The sequence below is a fragment of the Campylobacter concisus genome (assembly GCF_003049065.1).
In the GTDB taxonomy this organism is placed as follows: domain Bacteria; phylum Campylobacterota; class Campylobacteria; order Campylobacterales; family Campylobacteraceae; genus Campylobacter_A; species Campylobacter_A concisus_BE.
Genome location: NZ_PISC01000001.1, coordinates 268,011 through 283,108, shown reverse-complemented (window position 1 = coordinate 283,108; position 15,098 = coordinate 268,011). Strand labels below are relative to the sequence as shown.

Here is a 15,098-nt window from a genome sequence, read left to right as displayed (position 1 = left end):
TTCTAACTCCTAAGAAAAGCATAAATAGATCCCAAAAAGTCATTTTGGTAGATAAACATAGTCTTTTTAAGCCATTTTTCATCGCGTTTTGTCACTATTCGTTTTATCTCCTCTAAGTTGCCATCGGCCTTGTTTATGCCACGCTTTGTCGTGAAAAATGCCTTGTAGCCATGCTTTTTAGCAGCACTTAGATACTCGTCACTATATTTGCCTCTTGGCCAGCAAAGTGCGTCATCTTCAAAGCCAAAATTTTTCTTCATAAACTCACGGCAAAGCCCAAATTCCTCATCCAAGCTAAGCTGTCCAAAATATCCATCAAAATGCTCGTGCGTATGCGAGTGAAAGCTAAAACAATCACTCATCTTCTCGATCTGCTCTAAATTTAAGATCACATCTTGCGGCCTACTTGGAGCAAGCCTCTTGCACTCGTTGTGATCAACGTTTAAAAAGCTAGCAGGCCTCAAGTCATGGGCCTTTTGCGCTGCCTCTATCCAGCCAGTTATTATAAATATATTTGCTTTTAGTCCAAATTCTTTCACGATAGGATAGGCATAGATGTAGTTGTCCATCCAGCCATCGTCAAATGTTATGCAAACACTCTTTTTAGGAACCTCAAGCTCACCCTTTTTGTACGCGATAAATTCATTTATACTTAACGTTTTATAGCCATTTTCGGCTAGAAATTTCATGTGCGATCTAAACTCATCCACGCTACTAGCGATAAATCCGCTCTTTTCAAGCACGTGATGATACATCAAAACTGGTACGCTCATTTTACAAGCTCCATATATAAATTTTGTGTGTTTTCTATCATTTTTTCGATGCTAAATGTCTCTTTGACGTACTCTCTGCCAAACTCGCCCATCTGCTTTCTTAAATTTTCATCTAAAATGAGCCTTTCAAGCACCTTTTTTAGCTCCTCTTTGTTGCCATTTTCAAATAAAAATCCGCTTTTGCCATTACTCACTGCCTCACCAAGGCCGCCCACATCGCTTCCGATGGTAGCTAGCTTGCACGAAGATGCCTCGAGTAGCGCCCCACCGATAGCCTCCATGTCTGAAGGTAACACGCAGATATCAAGCGAGCCCAAAAAGTCGTTCACGTCGGTTCTATTGCCAAGCATGAAGATATTTTTTTTATCTTTTATATACTCGTGTAAATTTTTATTTTGAGGACCGTCGCCCACGATAAAAAGGGCTGATTTTTCTAAATTTAGCTCGCTAAATGCATCGATTAAGAGCTTATGATTTTTAGCAGCTCTTAACACTGCAACAATGCAAACGCCCACTACATCGTCACTTAGGCCAAATTCTTTTTTCATATTTATCTTAAATTCTGGCGTGTATTTTTGCGTGTCGATGCCAGTGTAGATTTTTAGCACCTTCTCTTTTTTCACACCTCTTTTGATAAGATCAGCGCAAACTGAGTTGCAAACGCCAACCACCTTTGTGCTTAGGTTGTAAGGTATGGGAGAGCTTATAGGCAGCTGCAAATGCCTAGTACGAACCACGCTAACGCCACAAATTTTGCCCACGATAGCGCCTATGGTGCCGTCTTTACCCGAGTGAGTTGAGATGATTTTTATATTATTTTGCTTTACAAATTTGCAAATTTTTAAAATTTCAAGGATATTAAATGACCTTTTAAGGTTAAACTCGACAAATTCACATTCTATCTGCTTTTCAAAACTTTTTGAGCCAGGGTTTAGCCCATAAAAAACTTTAAATTTGCTCTTGTCTAATCCATTTATAACACGCTGTGTGCGGTGCTCTTGCCCGCCAAATCCCAAAGAGCTTTCAAGCTCAAGTATGTTTATCATTATTTTTCCTAGCTTCAATATCGCTTAAATTAGCGATTTTTAGGGCATTATAGCTAAAATTTTTTTAATTTTATTTTTAAGTATTTTACTATTTGTTTTTGATAAAATAAATCCCTTAAAATAAAAATCAAATGCCTTATTAATAATTATTAATGCTACTTATCTGGGCACTGGCTTTAGGAGTTATAGATGAAAAAAATAGTATTTTTAAGAACTAATCCAAACGCAGTTGGAGGTGCTGAAAGATACTTAAGAAGGCTTGTTAAGGCCCTAAATGAGCTTGATATCCAAACAGAAATTCGCTCATATCTTGGAGATGCTGGCATATCTTCTTGGAAAAAAGCGCTAAATTTTAACCGCCAAGTAAAACGCCAAAAAAAAGAGGACGAGTTTTATTTTAGCCTAGAGCGAGTAAGCTGCGCCGATATCTACAGGGCAGGAGACGGCGTGCACAAGGTTTATAGGGCTACAAAGAGCTTTTGGTGGCTAAACCCCCTAAATTTCGTCTATCCATACTTAGAGAAAAAGTGCTTTAAAAACTCCCAAAAGATCATCACAAACTCAAATTTCATCAAAGAGCAGATCATCGCGACTTACGGCATAGAGTCTGAAAAGATCACGACCATTTATAACGGCGTAAATTTACCCCAAAGGGTGCAAAAAGCTGAGGCAAAGCTCACGCTTTGTGAGGAATTTGGACTTAAATTTGAGCTTGCGACCCTGCTTTTTGTGGGAAATGGCTTTAAAAGAAAGGGGCTAAAAGAGTTCTTGCTCCTTGCTTCAAAGCTAAAAACGCCCGTAAATACGCTCATCGTCGGCAAAGACAAAAACATCTCAAGCTACAAACGCCTAGCTAAAAAACTTGGACTAAACGCCTACTTTGTCGGCGAGCAAAAGAGCACGGCTAAATTTTATGAAGCAAGCGATATCTTTATCTTTCCAACGCACTATGAGCCATTTTCAAATGTCGTGCTAGAGGCACTTAGCTTTAAAAACGTGGTCTTTACGACGGCTCAAAATGGAGCTAGCGAGATTTTAGAAGATAAATTTGTGCTTCAAAGCCCAAATGACGAGAGCGCGCTGGAGTTTATAGATGAAATTCTCACAAACCATGAGCTTTTAGCGAGCCTGCAAGAGAAGGCTTACGAGCTTTCTTTAAATTTTAGCATCGAAAAAAACGCCGCTCTTACGCTTGATGTTATAAAAGATGCCTTAAAATGAGAGTTTTTATCGAGCTTCCAACCTGGCTTGGCGATAGCGTGATGGCAAGCGCTGCGATCGAAAATTTAGTGCAAAATGAGAAGAATTTACAAATCGTTTTTTTTGGCTCATTTGTAGCTTGCGAGCTTTACAAAAACCATCCAAACTGCGAAAAAGTGGTCGTTGATGAGAGCAAAAAGGCTAAATTTAGACTTTTATCTCTTGCAAAAAGTGCAAAAAGTCTTGGCAAATTTGATCTAGCTTTTAGCTTTAGAAGCTCGTTTGCTAGCAAATTTTTGCTATTTTTTATAAACGCTAAGAAAAAAGCCATCTTTAAAAAGAACAAAACCGTCCTTCATCAAGTGCTAAAATATGCAAATTTTGTAAAAAATGCCCTTGGCTTGGGCGAAATTTCTACTCAGCTAAAGCTACATTTTACACCTCAAATTTCAACCAAAAAAACACTAGCTCTAAATCCAGGTGCGAGCTACGGAAGTGCGAAAAGATGGTACCCAGAGTATTTTGCACAGGTGGCTTTAAATTTTAAAGATGAGTTTGAGATAGTCATCTTTGGTGGCAAAGGCGAGCAAGAAATTTGTAAAAAAATAGAGCAAATTTTAAAAGAAAATGGTGCAGACTGCCAAAATTTAGCTGGCAAAACCAGTGTCAAAGAGCTTTGTGAGCGCATAGCTGGGCTTAGCAAAAATGGCATTTTCGTCACAAACGATAGCGGTCCTATGCACGTAGCTGCCGCCTTTCGTGTGCCAACGATCGCTCTTTTTGGACCGACAAAATTTAGCGAAACCTCGCCCTGGGGAAATGAATTTGCAAAGATAGTACATCTAAATTTAGCTTGCATGCCCTGTATGAAGCGAGTTTGTCCGCTAAAAACGCATGCTTGCATGAAAGATCTCAAGCCACAAATGGTAATAGATGAGATAAATTTACTAAGAAAAGAGAGTGGGATTTAGGCAAAAATAGAACGAGGCAGTTGCCTGCCCCGCTAGTTAGCATTAAGCCGACTTTTCTTTGAGATATTTGTTTATAAGAGTTGTGATCTCTTCGCCGTGTGGGAACCTTGACTCATCGTTTCCGATGCGATCTTTTTTAGAAAAGATAACGTTTCCATCAACCTCGACGATGAAATTTCCACCATCACCTACAACCAACTCGACTCTTGCATCACTAAAGTTCGCTTTTATTTCATCTTCTACACGAGAAGCTACCGGACGATAGTTTCAAGAGTTGCAGTAAATAATTTTTACTTGCATGCTCTGTCCTTTCTTGTGAAATAAGCTTTGATTATATAAAATTTATCCTAACAAACAGATAACACGAGAAAGGACGATTTTATGAAAAAGATAGCCGTAATCCTAGCTGATGGTTTTGAGGAGATCGAGGCGCTAACCTCAGTCGATGTTTTGCGTAGAGCTGGAGCTATAGCATCTATCGCTAGCTTAAAAGACGCGCAGATCAGGGGTGCTCACAACATAAATGTAAAAGCTGATGTCACACTTCGTGAGGTGGAGGAGCTTGGCTATGATGCGATCGTGCTTCCAGGAGGCCTGCCTGGTGCAGAAAATCTTGCAAATGACGCCAAGCTAAGAGAAATTTTACAAGAATTTGATAAAAAAGGTAAGCTAATTTGTGCCATTTGTGCCGCTCCTATGGTGCTTGAGCGAGCTCATGTGCTTAAAGAGCATTTTGTTTGCTATCCTGGCTTTGAAGAAAATGTAAGAAGCGACAAAAGAGGCTACGTGAGCGATAAAAACGTGCTAAAAGATCAAAACATCATCACTGGCAAGGGACCAGCTTTTTCTATGGAATTTGCACTTTTTATAGTGAAAAATTTGCTTGGCGAAGAGGCTTACCATAAAGTAAAAAATGATTTACTTTATAAATAGTTTATAAAAAAATTGTAATTTTTTATTTAATTATTCTACTTAAACTTAAGGATAAATTTTGTTTAGTGATAGATATTATAATGCCGTATTGTTGCGATTTGTTGCATTTAAGGATATTTTTTAAAAATTTGTAATATTTTTCTTGGTTTTTACATCTTTTTGACGGAAATAAGCTATTATTTCTCTAATCGATCAGATCGATAATTTTTTTAAGGAATAATCCTGTGAACATTTATGTAGGAAATTTGTCGTATAGAACGACAGAGGCAGAGTTGAAGGAAGCTTTTGCACAATTTGGTGAAGTAAAGCGCGCAAAAATCGTAAAAGATAGAGAGACAGACCGCTCAAAGGGCTTTGGATTTGTTGAGATGGACGACGCGAACGAGGGCCAAAAGGCGATCGACGCACTAAATGAAAAAGAACTTGGCGGACGCACTTTAAGAGTAAATGAGGCTAGACCAAGGGATTAATGACTATTTGCCACCATCTGGTGGCATAGTCTCTCGCATAGCACCGACGCCAAGCGGCTATCTACACGCTGGCAATGCCTACAACTTCATTTTGACTTATCTTTTGACGCGCTCACTGGGCGGCGTTTTACACTTAAGGATTGATGATTATGACCTTGGCAGATACCGGCGCGAATTTGTTCAAAATATCTTTGACGTGTTAGAATTTCTGGGGCTAGATTATGATAAAGGTGCTAAAAACGTTAGCGACTTTGAGCAAAATTTTAGCTTCAAAACAAGAGCCAAAAGATATGAAAACGCACTTGAAAAGCTAGATGAAATTTACATTTGTGAGTGCACAAGAGCTACCAAAGATGCCTATAAAAACGGCATTTACACTAAAATTTGCAAAGACAAAAAGCTAAAATTTATAAAAGATAAAACCGCTATCAGACTAAGCGTGGATGAAAATGATGAGCTTGGCAGGCAAGTGGCAGCGCAGATGGGCGATTTTGTCATTTATAAAAAGGATCTTACTCCAGCTTACAACTTTGCAAGCGTCATAGACGATGAGGATATAGGGGTAAATTTAGTCGTTAGAGGCGAGGACTTGCTGCCTTGCACGCTAGCTCAAAAATACCTTGCAAAAAGGCTAAATTTTAGCTTTTTAAATGCTAAATTTATCCACCACAAGCTACTTTTAGACGGAGCCAAAAAGCTTTCTAAAAGCTCCAAGTCGCCGCCTATTGATCTAAGCCAAAATCCTCAAATTTATTACAAAATGTTAGCAAGTGATCTTGGATTAAATTTAAACTCAGCAGATAAAATTTCAAACCTGCTTTATGAATTTAGGCTTAAAAATATGGCTGAATTATTGCTAAATCACACCTGAAATATTTACGAGCCTATTAAGATCATCAAATTTAAAGCTAAGTTCATCTTTAAACTTAGCTACGATCTCATCTTTGTTTTCGCTAAATTTTATCTCGCAGCCCAGCAAAAGTCCTTTTATAAAAAGCTTGTGATCTAGCTCATAGGCGCTTATGCACTCATTTACTACGCTTACTACTTCGTTTGCTAAAACTGGCTCTTTAAAGATAGCCTCCGCCCTAAATGCCACGTACGCAGCACCTCCGTCGTAATCGATCCTATAATAGCTTAGCTCCTCACCAAGCGCCACGCAAGCAACCATGCTGAGCGTATGACCATTTACATTTTCATCTAGCTCAAACTGCGCCGTGCTAAACGCTTCAAGCCCAAATTTCTCGCCAAACTCATGCGCCCTATTTGCAAGGCCAAGCAAGCGCTCATCAAAGCCATTTACATTTTCATAGCCCCAAAGCCAAGTGTTAGACGAAAAGCTCTCAGAGCCGATAAACTGCATATCAAACTCCTGCTTGTCAAAGCAAATTTTGCCACTTTCAAAGTCAGCCTGCCACTTGCTAGCCTCAACCACTTGCTTAAATAATCTCTTTTGAAGCAGCATCGCTCTGCCAAGACAAGCGCTAAAAAGCTCACTCCAGTTACCTTTATCTATGCCAAGCTCGTCTAAAAAATGGCTCTTTTTTCTAAAAATATCAAACATTTATCGTCCTTAAATTTACGCCGAAGCAGCGAGCTTTTCTATCTCTTCGCCCACATCGTCGCTTATGATAAACTCAGTCTTATAGATGAAAATTTCGCCTGTCGTTTCATTTTTTATCTTCAAAATTAGCCGTTTTTGATTATTTGGAGCATTTTTGCTAAAAACTAGCGAGTAAATTTGCTCCAGCTTTTGCCTGCTAAGCTCGCTAAGGCTTAAAAGCACCTCTAGCTCGGCATACTCTCTTACTTTTTGAGGGGCGCTCGCCTCGTCATTTTTGCTAAATTTAGAGTTTTGTTTTAGCTTTCTAGTCTTAAAGTCTAAATTTTGCGCATCTTCTAGGCTATAAACCTCGTTTAAATTTGTCCTTACAAACTGATCGTCGCGCGAGATATTTATCCTAAATGCATAAGGCAGATCGCGTTTTGCCTCGTCTTTTACGATATCTTCGATGTTGCCAAGCTCCCTTTCAAAGACGGCGATCTCGATGTTGCCGTGAAAGTCCAGCACATTTATAGTGCCCATTTTTTTGCCACTTTTTGTGATCCTTGTGCTAAAGTCCTCGATCTTGCCGACTACCAAAATTTCAGCACTTTGTGGCAAGGTCTCAAACTCCGAGCTTAGCGTGTATTTGATCTTATTTATCTCATCTTTATAGTCATCAAGCGGGTGACCTGAGAGGTAGATGCCAACGCTCTCTTGCTCAAATTTCAAGATCTGTTTGATGTCAAATTCATCATCTATAGTGACGAAATTTATCTTCACATCATTCATACTATCATCTTCGCCAAAGAGGCTCTCAGCCGCATTTTTACGTATCTGAGCTGCATTTTTGCAAGCCTCTACGATATTTTCTACATTTTGCAAAAGCATCTTGCGGCTAAAGCCAAACTCATCGAAGCAGCCAGCTTTTATAAGGCTTTCAAAGACCTTTTTATTGACCTTAAATGGATCGATCCTTGAGACAAAGTCGTCCATGCTCTTAAACTCGCCCTTTGCGTCACGCTCAGCGATGATGTTCTCAATTGCCGCACCGCCAACGCCTTTAATCGCTCCAAGCCCAAATATAATGCCATCATGATCACCATTTTTAACGACGCTAAATTCTTTGGTTGATTTGTTGATAGATGGTGGCAAAGTATCGATGTTTATGCGTTTTATCTCATCGATGTAGCGAACGATCTTATCGACGTTGCTCTCCTCGCTTGTTAGAAGTGCCGCCATAAATTCAGCCGGGTAATAGGCCTTCAGATAAGCAGTCTGAAACGTGACATAAGCGTAAGCTGCCGAGTGAGACTTGTTAAAGCCATATCCTGCAAATTTAACGATCAGCTCGAAAAGATCGTCCGCTTTTTGGCCATTTAGCCCTTTGGCTTCAGCACCTTTTACAAACTCGCCCTTTAGCCTATCCATCTCTTCTTTGATCTTTTTACCCATCGCACGGCGCACAAGGTCTGCCCCGCCTAAGCTAAAGCCGCCTATGGCTTGCACGATCTGCATGACTTGCTCTTGATAGACGATGACGCCGTATGTTGGCGCAAGGATCGGCTCAAGCTCCTTAAATGCGTATGTTATCTCCGCCTCGCCATGTTTTCTCTTGACGAAGTCATCAAGCATACCACTCTCCATCGGTCCTGGGCGGTAGAGTGCTAGCATCGCGACGATATCCTCAAAGCAGTCTGGGCGTAGGCTAGTTCCTAGCTTTCTCATACCCTCGCCCTCTATCTGAAAGATGCCGATAGCTTGGCCACTTTGTATCATTTTATAAACACCAGAGTCGTTTTTATCGACCTGCTCCCAGATGATATCTCTGCCAGTACGCTGTTTAACGAGCTTGATCGCGTTGTCGATAACCGTTAGCGTCTTAAGACCAAGAAAGTCAAATTTTATTAAATCAACGTCTTCTAGGTATTTGAGGCTATACTGCGTGACAAAGCGATCTTCTGGGCTGTTTGGCTGGCGAAATAGCGGGGTTTTGTTCCAAAGCTCTTCGTTTGAGATGACGACACCTGCTGCGTGCTGGCCGGCGTTTCTGTTTAGCCCCTCAAGGTCAAGGGCAAATTTCCAAATTTTAGCCGCCTTTGGATTTTGACTTATTAGCTCAGCTATCTTTGGCTCTTTATCATAGGCATCTTTTAGCGTGATGTTAAGCTCATCAGGGATAAGCTTTGCCATCGCATCAGCCTCCGCATAAGGCATGTCGCAGACTCTAGCGACATCTCTGATGACACCTTTTGCGAGCAATTTACCAAATGTAATAACGCCAGCAACGTTAAATTTGCCGTATTTTTGCGTGACGTAGTCGATGATCTCGCCACGTCTGCTCTGGCAAAAATCCACGTCGATATCTGGCATGCTAACGCGCTCTGGGTTTAGAAATCTCTCAAAAAGCAGGTTGTATGGGATAGGATCAAGGTCGGTGATCTTTAGCGAGTAAGCGACCAAGCTACCAGCTGCGGAGCCACGCCCTGGACCAACTGGCACGCCTCTGCGCTTGGCTTCGTTGATGAAGTCCCAAACGATCATCATATATCCTGGGAAATTCATCTTATTGATGATGCCGATCTCTATCTCAAGGCGCTTTCTATACTCTTCATGTAAATTTTCAGGTACAAATTTCAGCCTCTCTTCAAGGCCCTTTCTGCACTCATGCTCGAAAAATACAGCGTCATTTTTGAAGCTATATCTGTTTTCTGGCTCTGGGAGTGTCAAATTTCTCTCCTTAGCGCACTCAAGAGTAAATTTAAAATTTGGCGGAGTTGGGTTGCCAAGCTTGATCTCAAGGTTGCACTTATCCACGATCTCTTGGGTATTTTCTATCACTTCAGGGATGTCTAAAAATAGCTCGTTCATCTGCTCTTTGCTTTTAACAAAAAACTCATGGACGCTGTGGCGAAGGCGGTTTGGATCATCTAGGGTTTTGTTCATCGCGATGCACATGAAAACCTCGTGCGCAGCGGCTCTTTCTTTAAAAGTGTAGTGGGTGTCGTTTGTAGCGATGACCTTGATGCCAGTCTCTTTTGCGATACGCAAGATGTCATCGTCTATGCGCCTTTGATCGCCGATGCCGTGGCGCATGATCTCAAGGTAAAAGTCATCTCCAAAAATTTCTTTATACTCAAGCGCGACCTCTTTTGCCCGCTCGTAGCCTTTAGCGCCAAATTTAACGTTGCGCTCGCTTAAATTTAGATGCCAACTCACCTCGCCCTGCAAGCAAGCAGAGCTGCAAACTAGGCCCTCGCTGTGCTCTTTTAAGATTTTTTTATTGATACGAGGATAGTAGTAAAAGCCCTCGATGTAGCTCATGGAGCTAAGATACATCAAATTTTTATAGCCAGTCTCGTTTTTGGCGATTAGGATGAGGTGAAAGCGCTGTTTGGTGCTCTTATCATCAAGCTGCTCGCCGTTATGCACGTATGCTTCGATGCCAATTAGCGGTTTTATCCCATTCTTTTTCATCTTTTTGTAAAAATCAATCGCGCCAAACATGTTGCCGTGATCCGTGATCGCTGCTGCTGTGTCGCCTCTGTCATGGAGCATGTGAGCTAGCTCTTCTATCTTGTTTGCGCCGTCTAGTAGGGAGTATTCGGTGTGTAAATGTAGGTGTGTAAAGCTAGAATTTTCACTCATTTTTTATCCTTTTTAATGAGCGGATTTTACAAAATTTTGGCTAATAAGGCGCTTGATGAAAGCTTAATGATAGCTTTAAAATTTAGAGATTTTTTCAGTCTATGGCAAGAGCAAAGCGCATGGTTAGGCTGTCATGCTGCGCTATTTAACGTTTGAGAAATTTTAAAATTAGAGCAGACATATTACATTGTCAAATTTAACCTCGATAAAATTTTAAACTGCATGCGCTACGCTAGCACAATCGCATGCAGTTAAAAAACTCGAGCAAATTTTAAAATTTCATGAACGAGTAATTTCGGCTCTAAAATTTGAGCTAAGCGGTAAGCGAAGCCAAATTTTAGTAGTCAATTCTTGCTAGTGAATGAAATTTTAAAATTTGCAAAAAGATTTTTAGAAATTTAAAGTTTTATTTCTTTGTTAAGGAGGAAGAGGCTTGAATTACGCTCTGCTTACAGTTGCGAGCTAGCGAAGCAAAGCCGTCCCCTTATCCCCCTTTTTAAATCCCCCAAACCCCTCGCACGTTCAAGGTGCATGCGATAGCGTTTTGCGCCGCATGCGTTTTATCATCATGCAAGTGTCAGGCAAATTTTAAAATTTATGAGCGAGCATATCACGGCTCTAAATTTAGTGGCGAGTTTTACGAAACCTAAATTTAGTAAACTGCTAAGGCGAGCGAGTAAGATTTTAAAATTTGCAAAACGAAAAGATGAATTTATTAAATTAGATCGCGGACTAAGCCGCAATCTATTATAGATAAACTGGGATATTTGTATGTTCTAAGAAAAATCTTGATGTTCCGCCAAGGACCATCTCCATTAGTCCGTTTTCGCCGTATCTGCTGGCTACGATAAGATCTGCATTTCTATCATTTGCAGCTTTTAAAAGTGCCTCGCCAGGTATCGTTGTAGTTGCTATAACTTCAAAACTAGCACTGATATTATGAACCTTAAAATACTCTTCAAGCTTTTTAAGATTTAGCTCGGCATTATCACCAAGGCTTGCTTTTGAAGTGATGCATTGAACTCTTTTGGCGCTCTTTAAAAGATCGATCGCTCCAGTTAGGGCTCTTGAGCTTTGTGTAGTGCCTGTCCAGCTTACAAGGATGTTATCAGCCCTAAATTCACGCATCTTTCTAGGGATAACGATCGCATTTTTGCCGCTTTTTAAAACAGCTGACTCAAATGTGCCAGTGATCTTGCCATCAAGTGGCACTGCAGCTACGACTAGATCGCAAAATTTACTCTCTTGCTCGACTATGGCGCTTCTTTTTCCATTATGGATCGTGAAATTTGCAGTGCAGACATCTTCGATGACCTCGTCGCTCACCTTTATGCCTAGCTCGGCGCAAATTTTATTAAAAAGCTTTTCGTTCTCTTCATGCTCAACCGCAAGCTCAGACTTGGCTGATTTTAAAAATTCCTCAAAAAGCACTCCACCACGAAGCGTCATTTTCATATTATAAACCACGCTTGGATCTAGTTGGCAAGTGAGGATCTCCATGTGAGCTTTAAACCATTGTGCAACCTTTAAAGCACCGTAAATTCTTGGCTCGATATCGTCCCCTGCTCCTATTGGAAAAAGCAACTTTTTGTATTTCATCATCTATCCTTTAAAAATTTATTCAACCAAAGAGAGCGAAATTTTGTTTCCTTTTTGCTCGCTCACACACACTTTTACCTGATCGCCTACGTTTAATGGGCTCTTTATCTTTGAGATGTGAAGCAGACCATCAACACCGTCTTTTAGCTCGATAAATACTCCAAAATCAACCACGCTTTTTACGCTTCCAACAAACTCATCTCCGATATTAAATGTCGGTTTTACACGCTCTTTATCGTGTTTAAACGGCTTTTTGCCAAATGAGCGAGAGTTCTCTTTTGAAGTGATCGAGATGATGTAGTCTTTTGCTGCATCGACGTTTTTCTTAGCACCGCCTGCGATTTTAACCTCGCCTTTTTCTCTATCAAGGTCGATCGAAACTTCAAATTTCTCGATGATCTCTTTTATAGTCTTGCCAGCTTGACCGATGATATCTACGATCTTGCTTGGATCAACGTTAAATAGCTCAAGTTTTGGAAGTACATCTTCGTTTATCTCTATGTTTTTATCAGCCTGTGTCATTAGTGCAAGGATGTGCTCTCTGCCGCGTTTTGCTTGATAAAGCGCCTCTTTTAGCACCTCTAGGCTGATGCCTCCAAGCTTGATGTCCATCTGAAGCGCTGTGATGCCATCACTTGTGCCAGCAACTTTAAAGTCCATATCGCCGTCGTGGTCTTCAAGGCCCATGATATCAGTTAAAACAGCGTGTTTCTCGCCCTCAAATATAAGACCCATAGCAACACCAGCGACTAGTTTTTGGGTATTGACCCCAGCTGCTCTAAGTGCGAGCGAACCACCGCAAACGCTAGCCATAGAGCTTGAACCGTTACTCTCTAAAATTTCTGAAACGACCCTTATCGTGTATGGAGATGCTAGATCGATGCTTGGTGCAAGGGCACGTTTGGCTAAATTTCCATGTCCAAGCTCACGTCTGCCAGGAGCTTTAAGTGGGCTTGCTTCGCCGACGCTAAAGCCTGGAAAGTTGTAGTTAAACATAAATTTCTCAACCAAAGGAGCTTTTTCAGTTAGGATGTCATACATCTGAGCATCACTATCTGTGCCAAGAGTGGCGACAACTAGCGCCTGAGTTTGACCTCTTGTAAAGAGACATGATCCGTGAGCATTTGGAAGGACATTTGTCTCTATGCTAATAGGTCTAACCTCTTCAAGTCCGCGTCCGTCGGCTCTAACGCCCTCGTTTATGATCTGCTCTCTTACTATTTTCTTTTTATATTTACCAAGAACATTTGAGATGACAGCCTCGTCCCAGCCCTCTTTTTGAGCTACCTCATCGCTTGAAATTTGTTTAGCGATCTTGCCAAGCTCGCTTGCACGCTCGCTCTTTGCCATTTGATTGATCGCGTTTTTAACCTCTGCTTTATAAAATTTATCGATGTAAATAGCGATATTTTCGTTTTCTATCTCTGGTTTTAGCTCAAGTGCGGCATCCTCTTTTTTATGCTCTTTAAACGCCTCTTCATAAGCGCTGCTAGCTCTTAGTATAGCCTTACCAGCAAAGTCAATGGCCTCAACCATCTTATCTTCACTAAATTCATTCATCACTTGCTTTTGCGCCATGCTATCGCTTAGGCTAGGATCTATCATCGGCTCGATCGCTACCATCGGTATGAGTTGCGTAGTTTGCTGAGGCAAGCTTCTCATCTCGATCATCAAAAGCTCATCTTTTGTGCCAGCAACATAAAGATCGATCGCGCTTTGTTTTAGCTCAGAGTTGCTTGGATTGATAACAAATTTATCATCTATATAGCCAACTCTTACACCACAAACTGGGCGATTTACAGGAATGTCGCTAAGGTAAAGTGCAACTGAAGCCGCATTTAGGCTCACAACTTGCAGATCAACCTCAGGATCAGCTGAAAGCACCATGACAACGATCTGCGTTGGGTATGCGTAGCCTTTTGGAAAAAGTGGGCGAAGTGATCTATCTATAATGCGAGCTGTTAGTGTCTCAAAGTCGCCTGGCTTGGTCTCACGCTTGACGTAACCACCTGGTATTTTGCCAGCTGCGTAAGCTTTTTCGATGTATTGCACCGTTAGAGGCAAAAAGTCCTCTTCAACTTGCACATCTTCTCTTGCCACAGTTGCTAAAACTACGGTGTTTTTCACCCTTAAAAGTACTGCCCCGCTAGCTTGTTTAGCTACTTTATTAAGGTCAAAAATTTCGACCTGATTATTGACTTCTATACTATATTGCATTATTTTTATCTCCTTGTTGTTTTTGTAACGGTAAATAGTGAGGGCTCTCTTCTAATATCGACATGATGCGCTCGCTCGTAGCCTCGATCTTTTTCTCGTAATACGAATCCACATCGATAAAATCAACGATCTTGTTTATCGTGTAAATTTCATCGACCATATCATTTAAATTTGCAAAGACATCAGTGGCTATCATCGGCGTTGCGTATGAGATGGATTTTACCTTCACATCAAGCAGCGTCTTTATACAAATGAGTGCCGTCATGCCAGTCTCGCACCCCTCATCGATCAGTAAAATATTCTTGCCCTTTAGCTCTCCTATCAAATTTCCTTTTCTGTATTTATAGACATTTTTTAAAATTTTCTCTTCATATTTTCTATGTGCTTCGCCGTAGATGTAGTCATAGCTTATGTTAAAAGCCTTTATGAGAGGATCGTTTAGCACGATGTCCTCAGTTTCGCTAACTATCGCTACGTCGCATTCGCTGTTGTTTGGCGCAGGGATTGGCTCGCTAAAGAGCATCTCATAGCTTAAATTTAACCCCCTGCAAACCACATCAGTCAGGATAACAGACTCAAGCGACATGCAAAGAACTATCGTCTTAGCGTCATTTAGCTCTTTTTTTGGCAGGATCTCGATGAGCTTGTTAGCTGCATCTAGTTGATCTTTAAATTTAACGCTTGCCATTTATCTAGCC

General features: G+C 40.9%; 13 protein-coding genes. 5 read left to right on the top strand and 8 right to left on the bottom strand.

Annotation, left to right across the window (positions count from 1 at the left end; all coding sequences use genetic code 11):
- Nucleotides 1–2: 2 nt before the first annotated feature.
- Together CVS81_RS01370 and CVS81_RS01365 are read right to left on the bottom strand one after the other, a co-directional pair.
- Nucleotides 3–773, bottom strand: coding sequence for a polysaccharide deacetylase family protein (locus CVS81_RS01370; RefSeq protein WP_107964839.1), 771 nt, complete (start codon nt 771–773; stop codon nt 3–5).
- A complete protein-coding gene (locus CVS81_RS01365) occupies nt 770–1,819 on the bottom strand; it encodes a glycosyltransferase family 4 protein (RefSeq protein WP_087581549.1) in 1,050 nt (349 codons plus the stop codon). The genes CVS81_RS01370 and CVS81_RS01365 overlap by 4 nt, the downstream gene beginning before the upstream one ends.
- Before the next feature lie 189 nt (nt 1,820–2,008).
- Here CVS81_RS01365 and CVS81_RS01360 point away from each other — a divergent pair, with 189 nt between their 5' ends.
- A complete protein-coding gene (locus CVS81_RS01360; RefSeq protein WP_107964838.1) occupies nt 2,009–3,040 on the top strand; it encodes a glycosyltransferase family 4 protein in 1,032 nt (343 codons plus the stop codon).
- Nucleotides 3,037–3,990, top strand: coding sequence for a lipopolysaccharide heptosyltransferase II (gene waaF, locus CVS81_RS01355; protein WP_107964837.1), 954 nt, complete (start codon nt 3,037–3,039; stop codon nt 3,988–3,990). The genes CVS81_RS01360 and waaF overlap by 4 nt, the downstream gene beginning before the upstream one ends.
- Nucleotides 3,991–4,032: 42 nt before the next feature.
- On the opposite strand, the gene CVS81_RS01350 is transcribed toward waaF, so the two are convergent.
- Complete coding sequence (locus CVS81_RS01350; RefSeq protein ID WP_257639680.1) at nt 4,033–4,290, bottom strand: SelT/SelW/SelH family (seleno)protein; 258 nt, start codon at nt 4,288–4,290, stop codon at nt 4,033–4,035.
- 81 nt (nt 4,291–4,371) lie between these two features.
- Between CVS81_RS01350 and CVS81_RS01345 the strand changes: the two genes are divergently transcribed.
- The 3 genes from CVS81_RS01345 (at nt 4,372) to CVS81_RS01335 (ending at nt 6,264) form a co-directional block, all read left to right on the top strand.
- Nucleotides 4,372–4,923 (top strand): DJ-1 family glyoxalase III, encoded by a 552-nt coding sequence (locus CVS81_RS01345; RefSeq protein ID WP_107964836.1) that lies wholly within the window; start codon nt 4,372–4,374, stop codon nt 4,921–4,923.
- Nucleotides 4,924–5,147: 224 nt separating this feature from the next.
- Nucleotides 5,148–5,393, top strand: a complete 246-nt coding sequence (locus CVS81_RS01340) for an RNA recognition motif domain-containing protein (protein WP_035142802.1) — start codon at nt 5,148–5,150, stop codon at nt 5,391–5,393.
- On the top strand, nt 5,371–6,264 hold the full coding sequence (locus CVS81_RS01335; protein ID WP_107964835.1) for a glutamate--tRNA ligase family protein: 894 nt from the start codon (nt 5,371–5,373) through the stop codon (nt 6,262–6,264). The genes CVS81_RS01340 and CVS81_RS01335 overlap by 23 nt, the downstream gene beginning before the upstream one ends.
- Here the strand turns inward: CVS81_RS01335 and CVS81_RS01330 are convergent.
- The 5 genes from CVS81_RS01330 to CVS81_RS01305 form a co-directional block, all read right to left on the bottom strand.
- Complete coding sequence (locus CVS81_RS01330) at nt 6,250–6,957, bottom strand: DUF6882 domain-containing protein (protein WP_107964834.1); 708 nt, start codon at nt 6,955–6,957, stop codon at nt 6,250–6,252. The genes CVS81_RS01335 and CVS81_RS01330 overlap by 15 nt on opposite strands.
- A gap of 15 nt (nt 6,958–6,972) precedes the next feature.
- Nucleotides 6,973–10,584 (bottom strand): DNA polymerase III subunit alpha, encoded by a 3,612-nt coding sequence (dnaE, locus tag CVS81_RS01325; protein ID WP_107964833.1) that lies wholly within the window; start codon nt 10,582–10,584, stop codon nt 6,973–6,975.
- 747 nt (nt 10,585–11,331) lie between these two features.
- Nucleotides 11,332–12,183 carry a universal stress protein gene (locus CVS81_RS01315; RefSeq protein ID WP_107964832.1) on the bottom strand — a complete coding sequence of 284 codons (852 nt, stop codon included), beginning with the start codon at nt 12,181–12,183 and terminating at the stop codon, nt 11,332–11,334.
- An 18-nt stretch (nt 12,184–12,201) separates the two neighbouring features.
- Nucleotides 12,202–14,400 (bottom strand): polyribonucleotide nucleotidyltransferase, encoded by a 2,199-nt coding sequence (locus CVS81_RS01310; RefSeq protein ID WP_103608246.1) that lies wholly within the window; start codon nt 14,398–14,400, stop codon nt 12,202–12,204.
- Nucleotides 14,390–15,088 (bottom strand): sodium:proton antiporter, encoded by a 699-nt coding sequence (locus tag CVS81_RS01305; RefSeq protein WP_002941705.1) that lies wholly within the window; start codon nt 15,086–15,088, stop codon nt 14,390–14,392. The genes CVS81_RS01310 and CVS81_RS01305 overlap by 11 nt, the downstream gene beginning before the upstream one ends.
- Between the last annotated feature and the right edge of the window lie 10 nt (nt 15,089–15,098).

Coding starts and splice junctions, on each gene's coding strand:
- CVS81_RS01370 (WP_107964839.1), bottom strand. CDS start 773: ATGAGCGTACCAGTTTTGATGTATCATCACGTGCTTGAAAAGAGCGGA.
- CVS81_RS01365 (WP_087581549.1), bottom strand. CDS start 1,819: ATGATAAACATACTTGAGCTTGAAAGCTCTTTGGGATTTGGCGGGCAA.
- CVS81_RS01360 (WP_107964838.1), top strand. CDS start 2,009: ATGAAAAAAATAGTATTTTTAAGAACTAATCCAAACGCAGTTGGAGGT.
- waaF (WP_107964837.1), top strand. CDS start 3,037: ATGAGAGTTTTTATCGAGCTTCCAACCTGGCTTGGCGATAGCGTGATG.
- CVS81_RS01345 (WP_107964836.1), top strand. CDS start 4,372: ATGAAAAAGATAGCCGTAATCCTAGCTGATGGTTTTGAGGAGATCGAG.
- CVS81_RS01335 (WP_107964835.1), top strand. CDS start 5,371: ATGAGGCTAGACCAAGGGATTAATGACTATTTGCCACCATCTGGTGGC.
- CVS81_RS01330 (WP_107964834.1), bottom strand. CDS start 6,957: ATGTTTGATATTTTTAGAAAAAAGAGCCATTTTTTAGACGAGCTTGGC.
- dnaE (WP_107964833.1), bottom strand. CDS start 10,584: ATGAGTGAAAATTCTAGCTTTACACACCTACATTTACACACCGAATAC.
- CVS81_RS01315 (WP_107964832.1), bottom strand. CDS start 12,183: ATGAAATACAAAAAGTTGCTTTTTCCAATAGGAGCAGGGGACGATATC.
- CVS81_RS01310 (WP_103608246.1), bottom strand. CDS start 14,400: ATGCAATATAGTATAGAAGTCAATAATCAGGTCGAAATTTTTGACCTT.
- CVS81_RS01305 (WP_002941705.1), bottom strand. CDS start 15,088: ATGGCAAGCGTTAAATTTAAAGATCAACTAGATGCAGCTAACAAGCTC.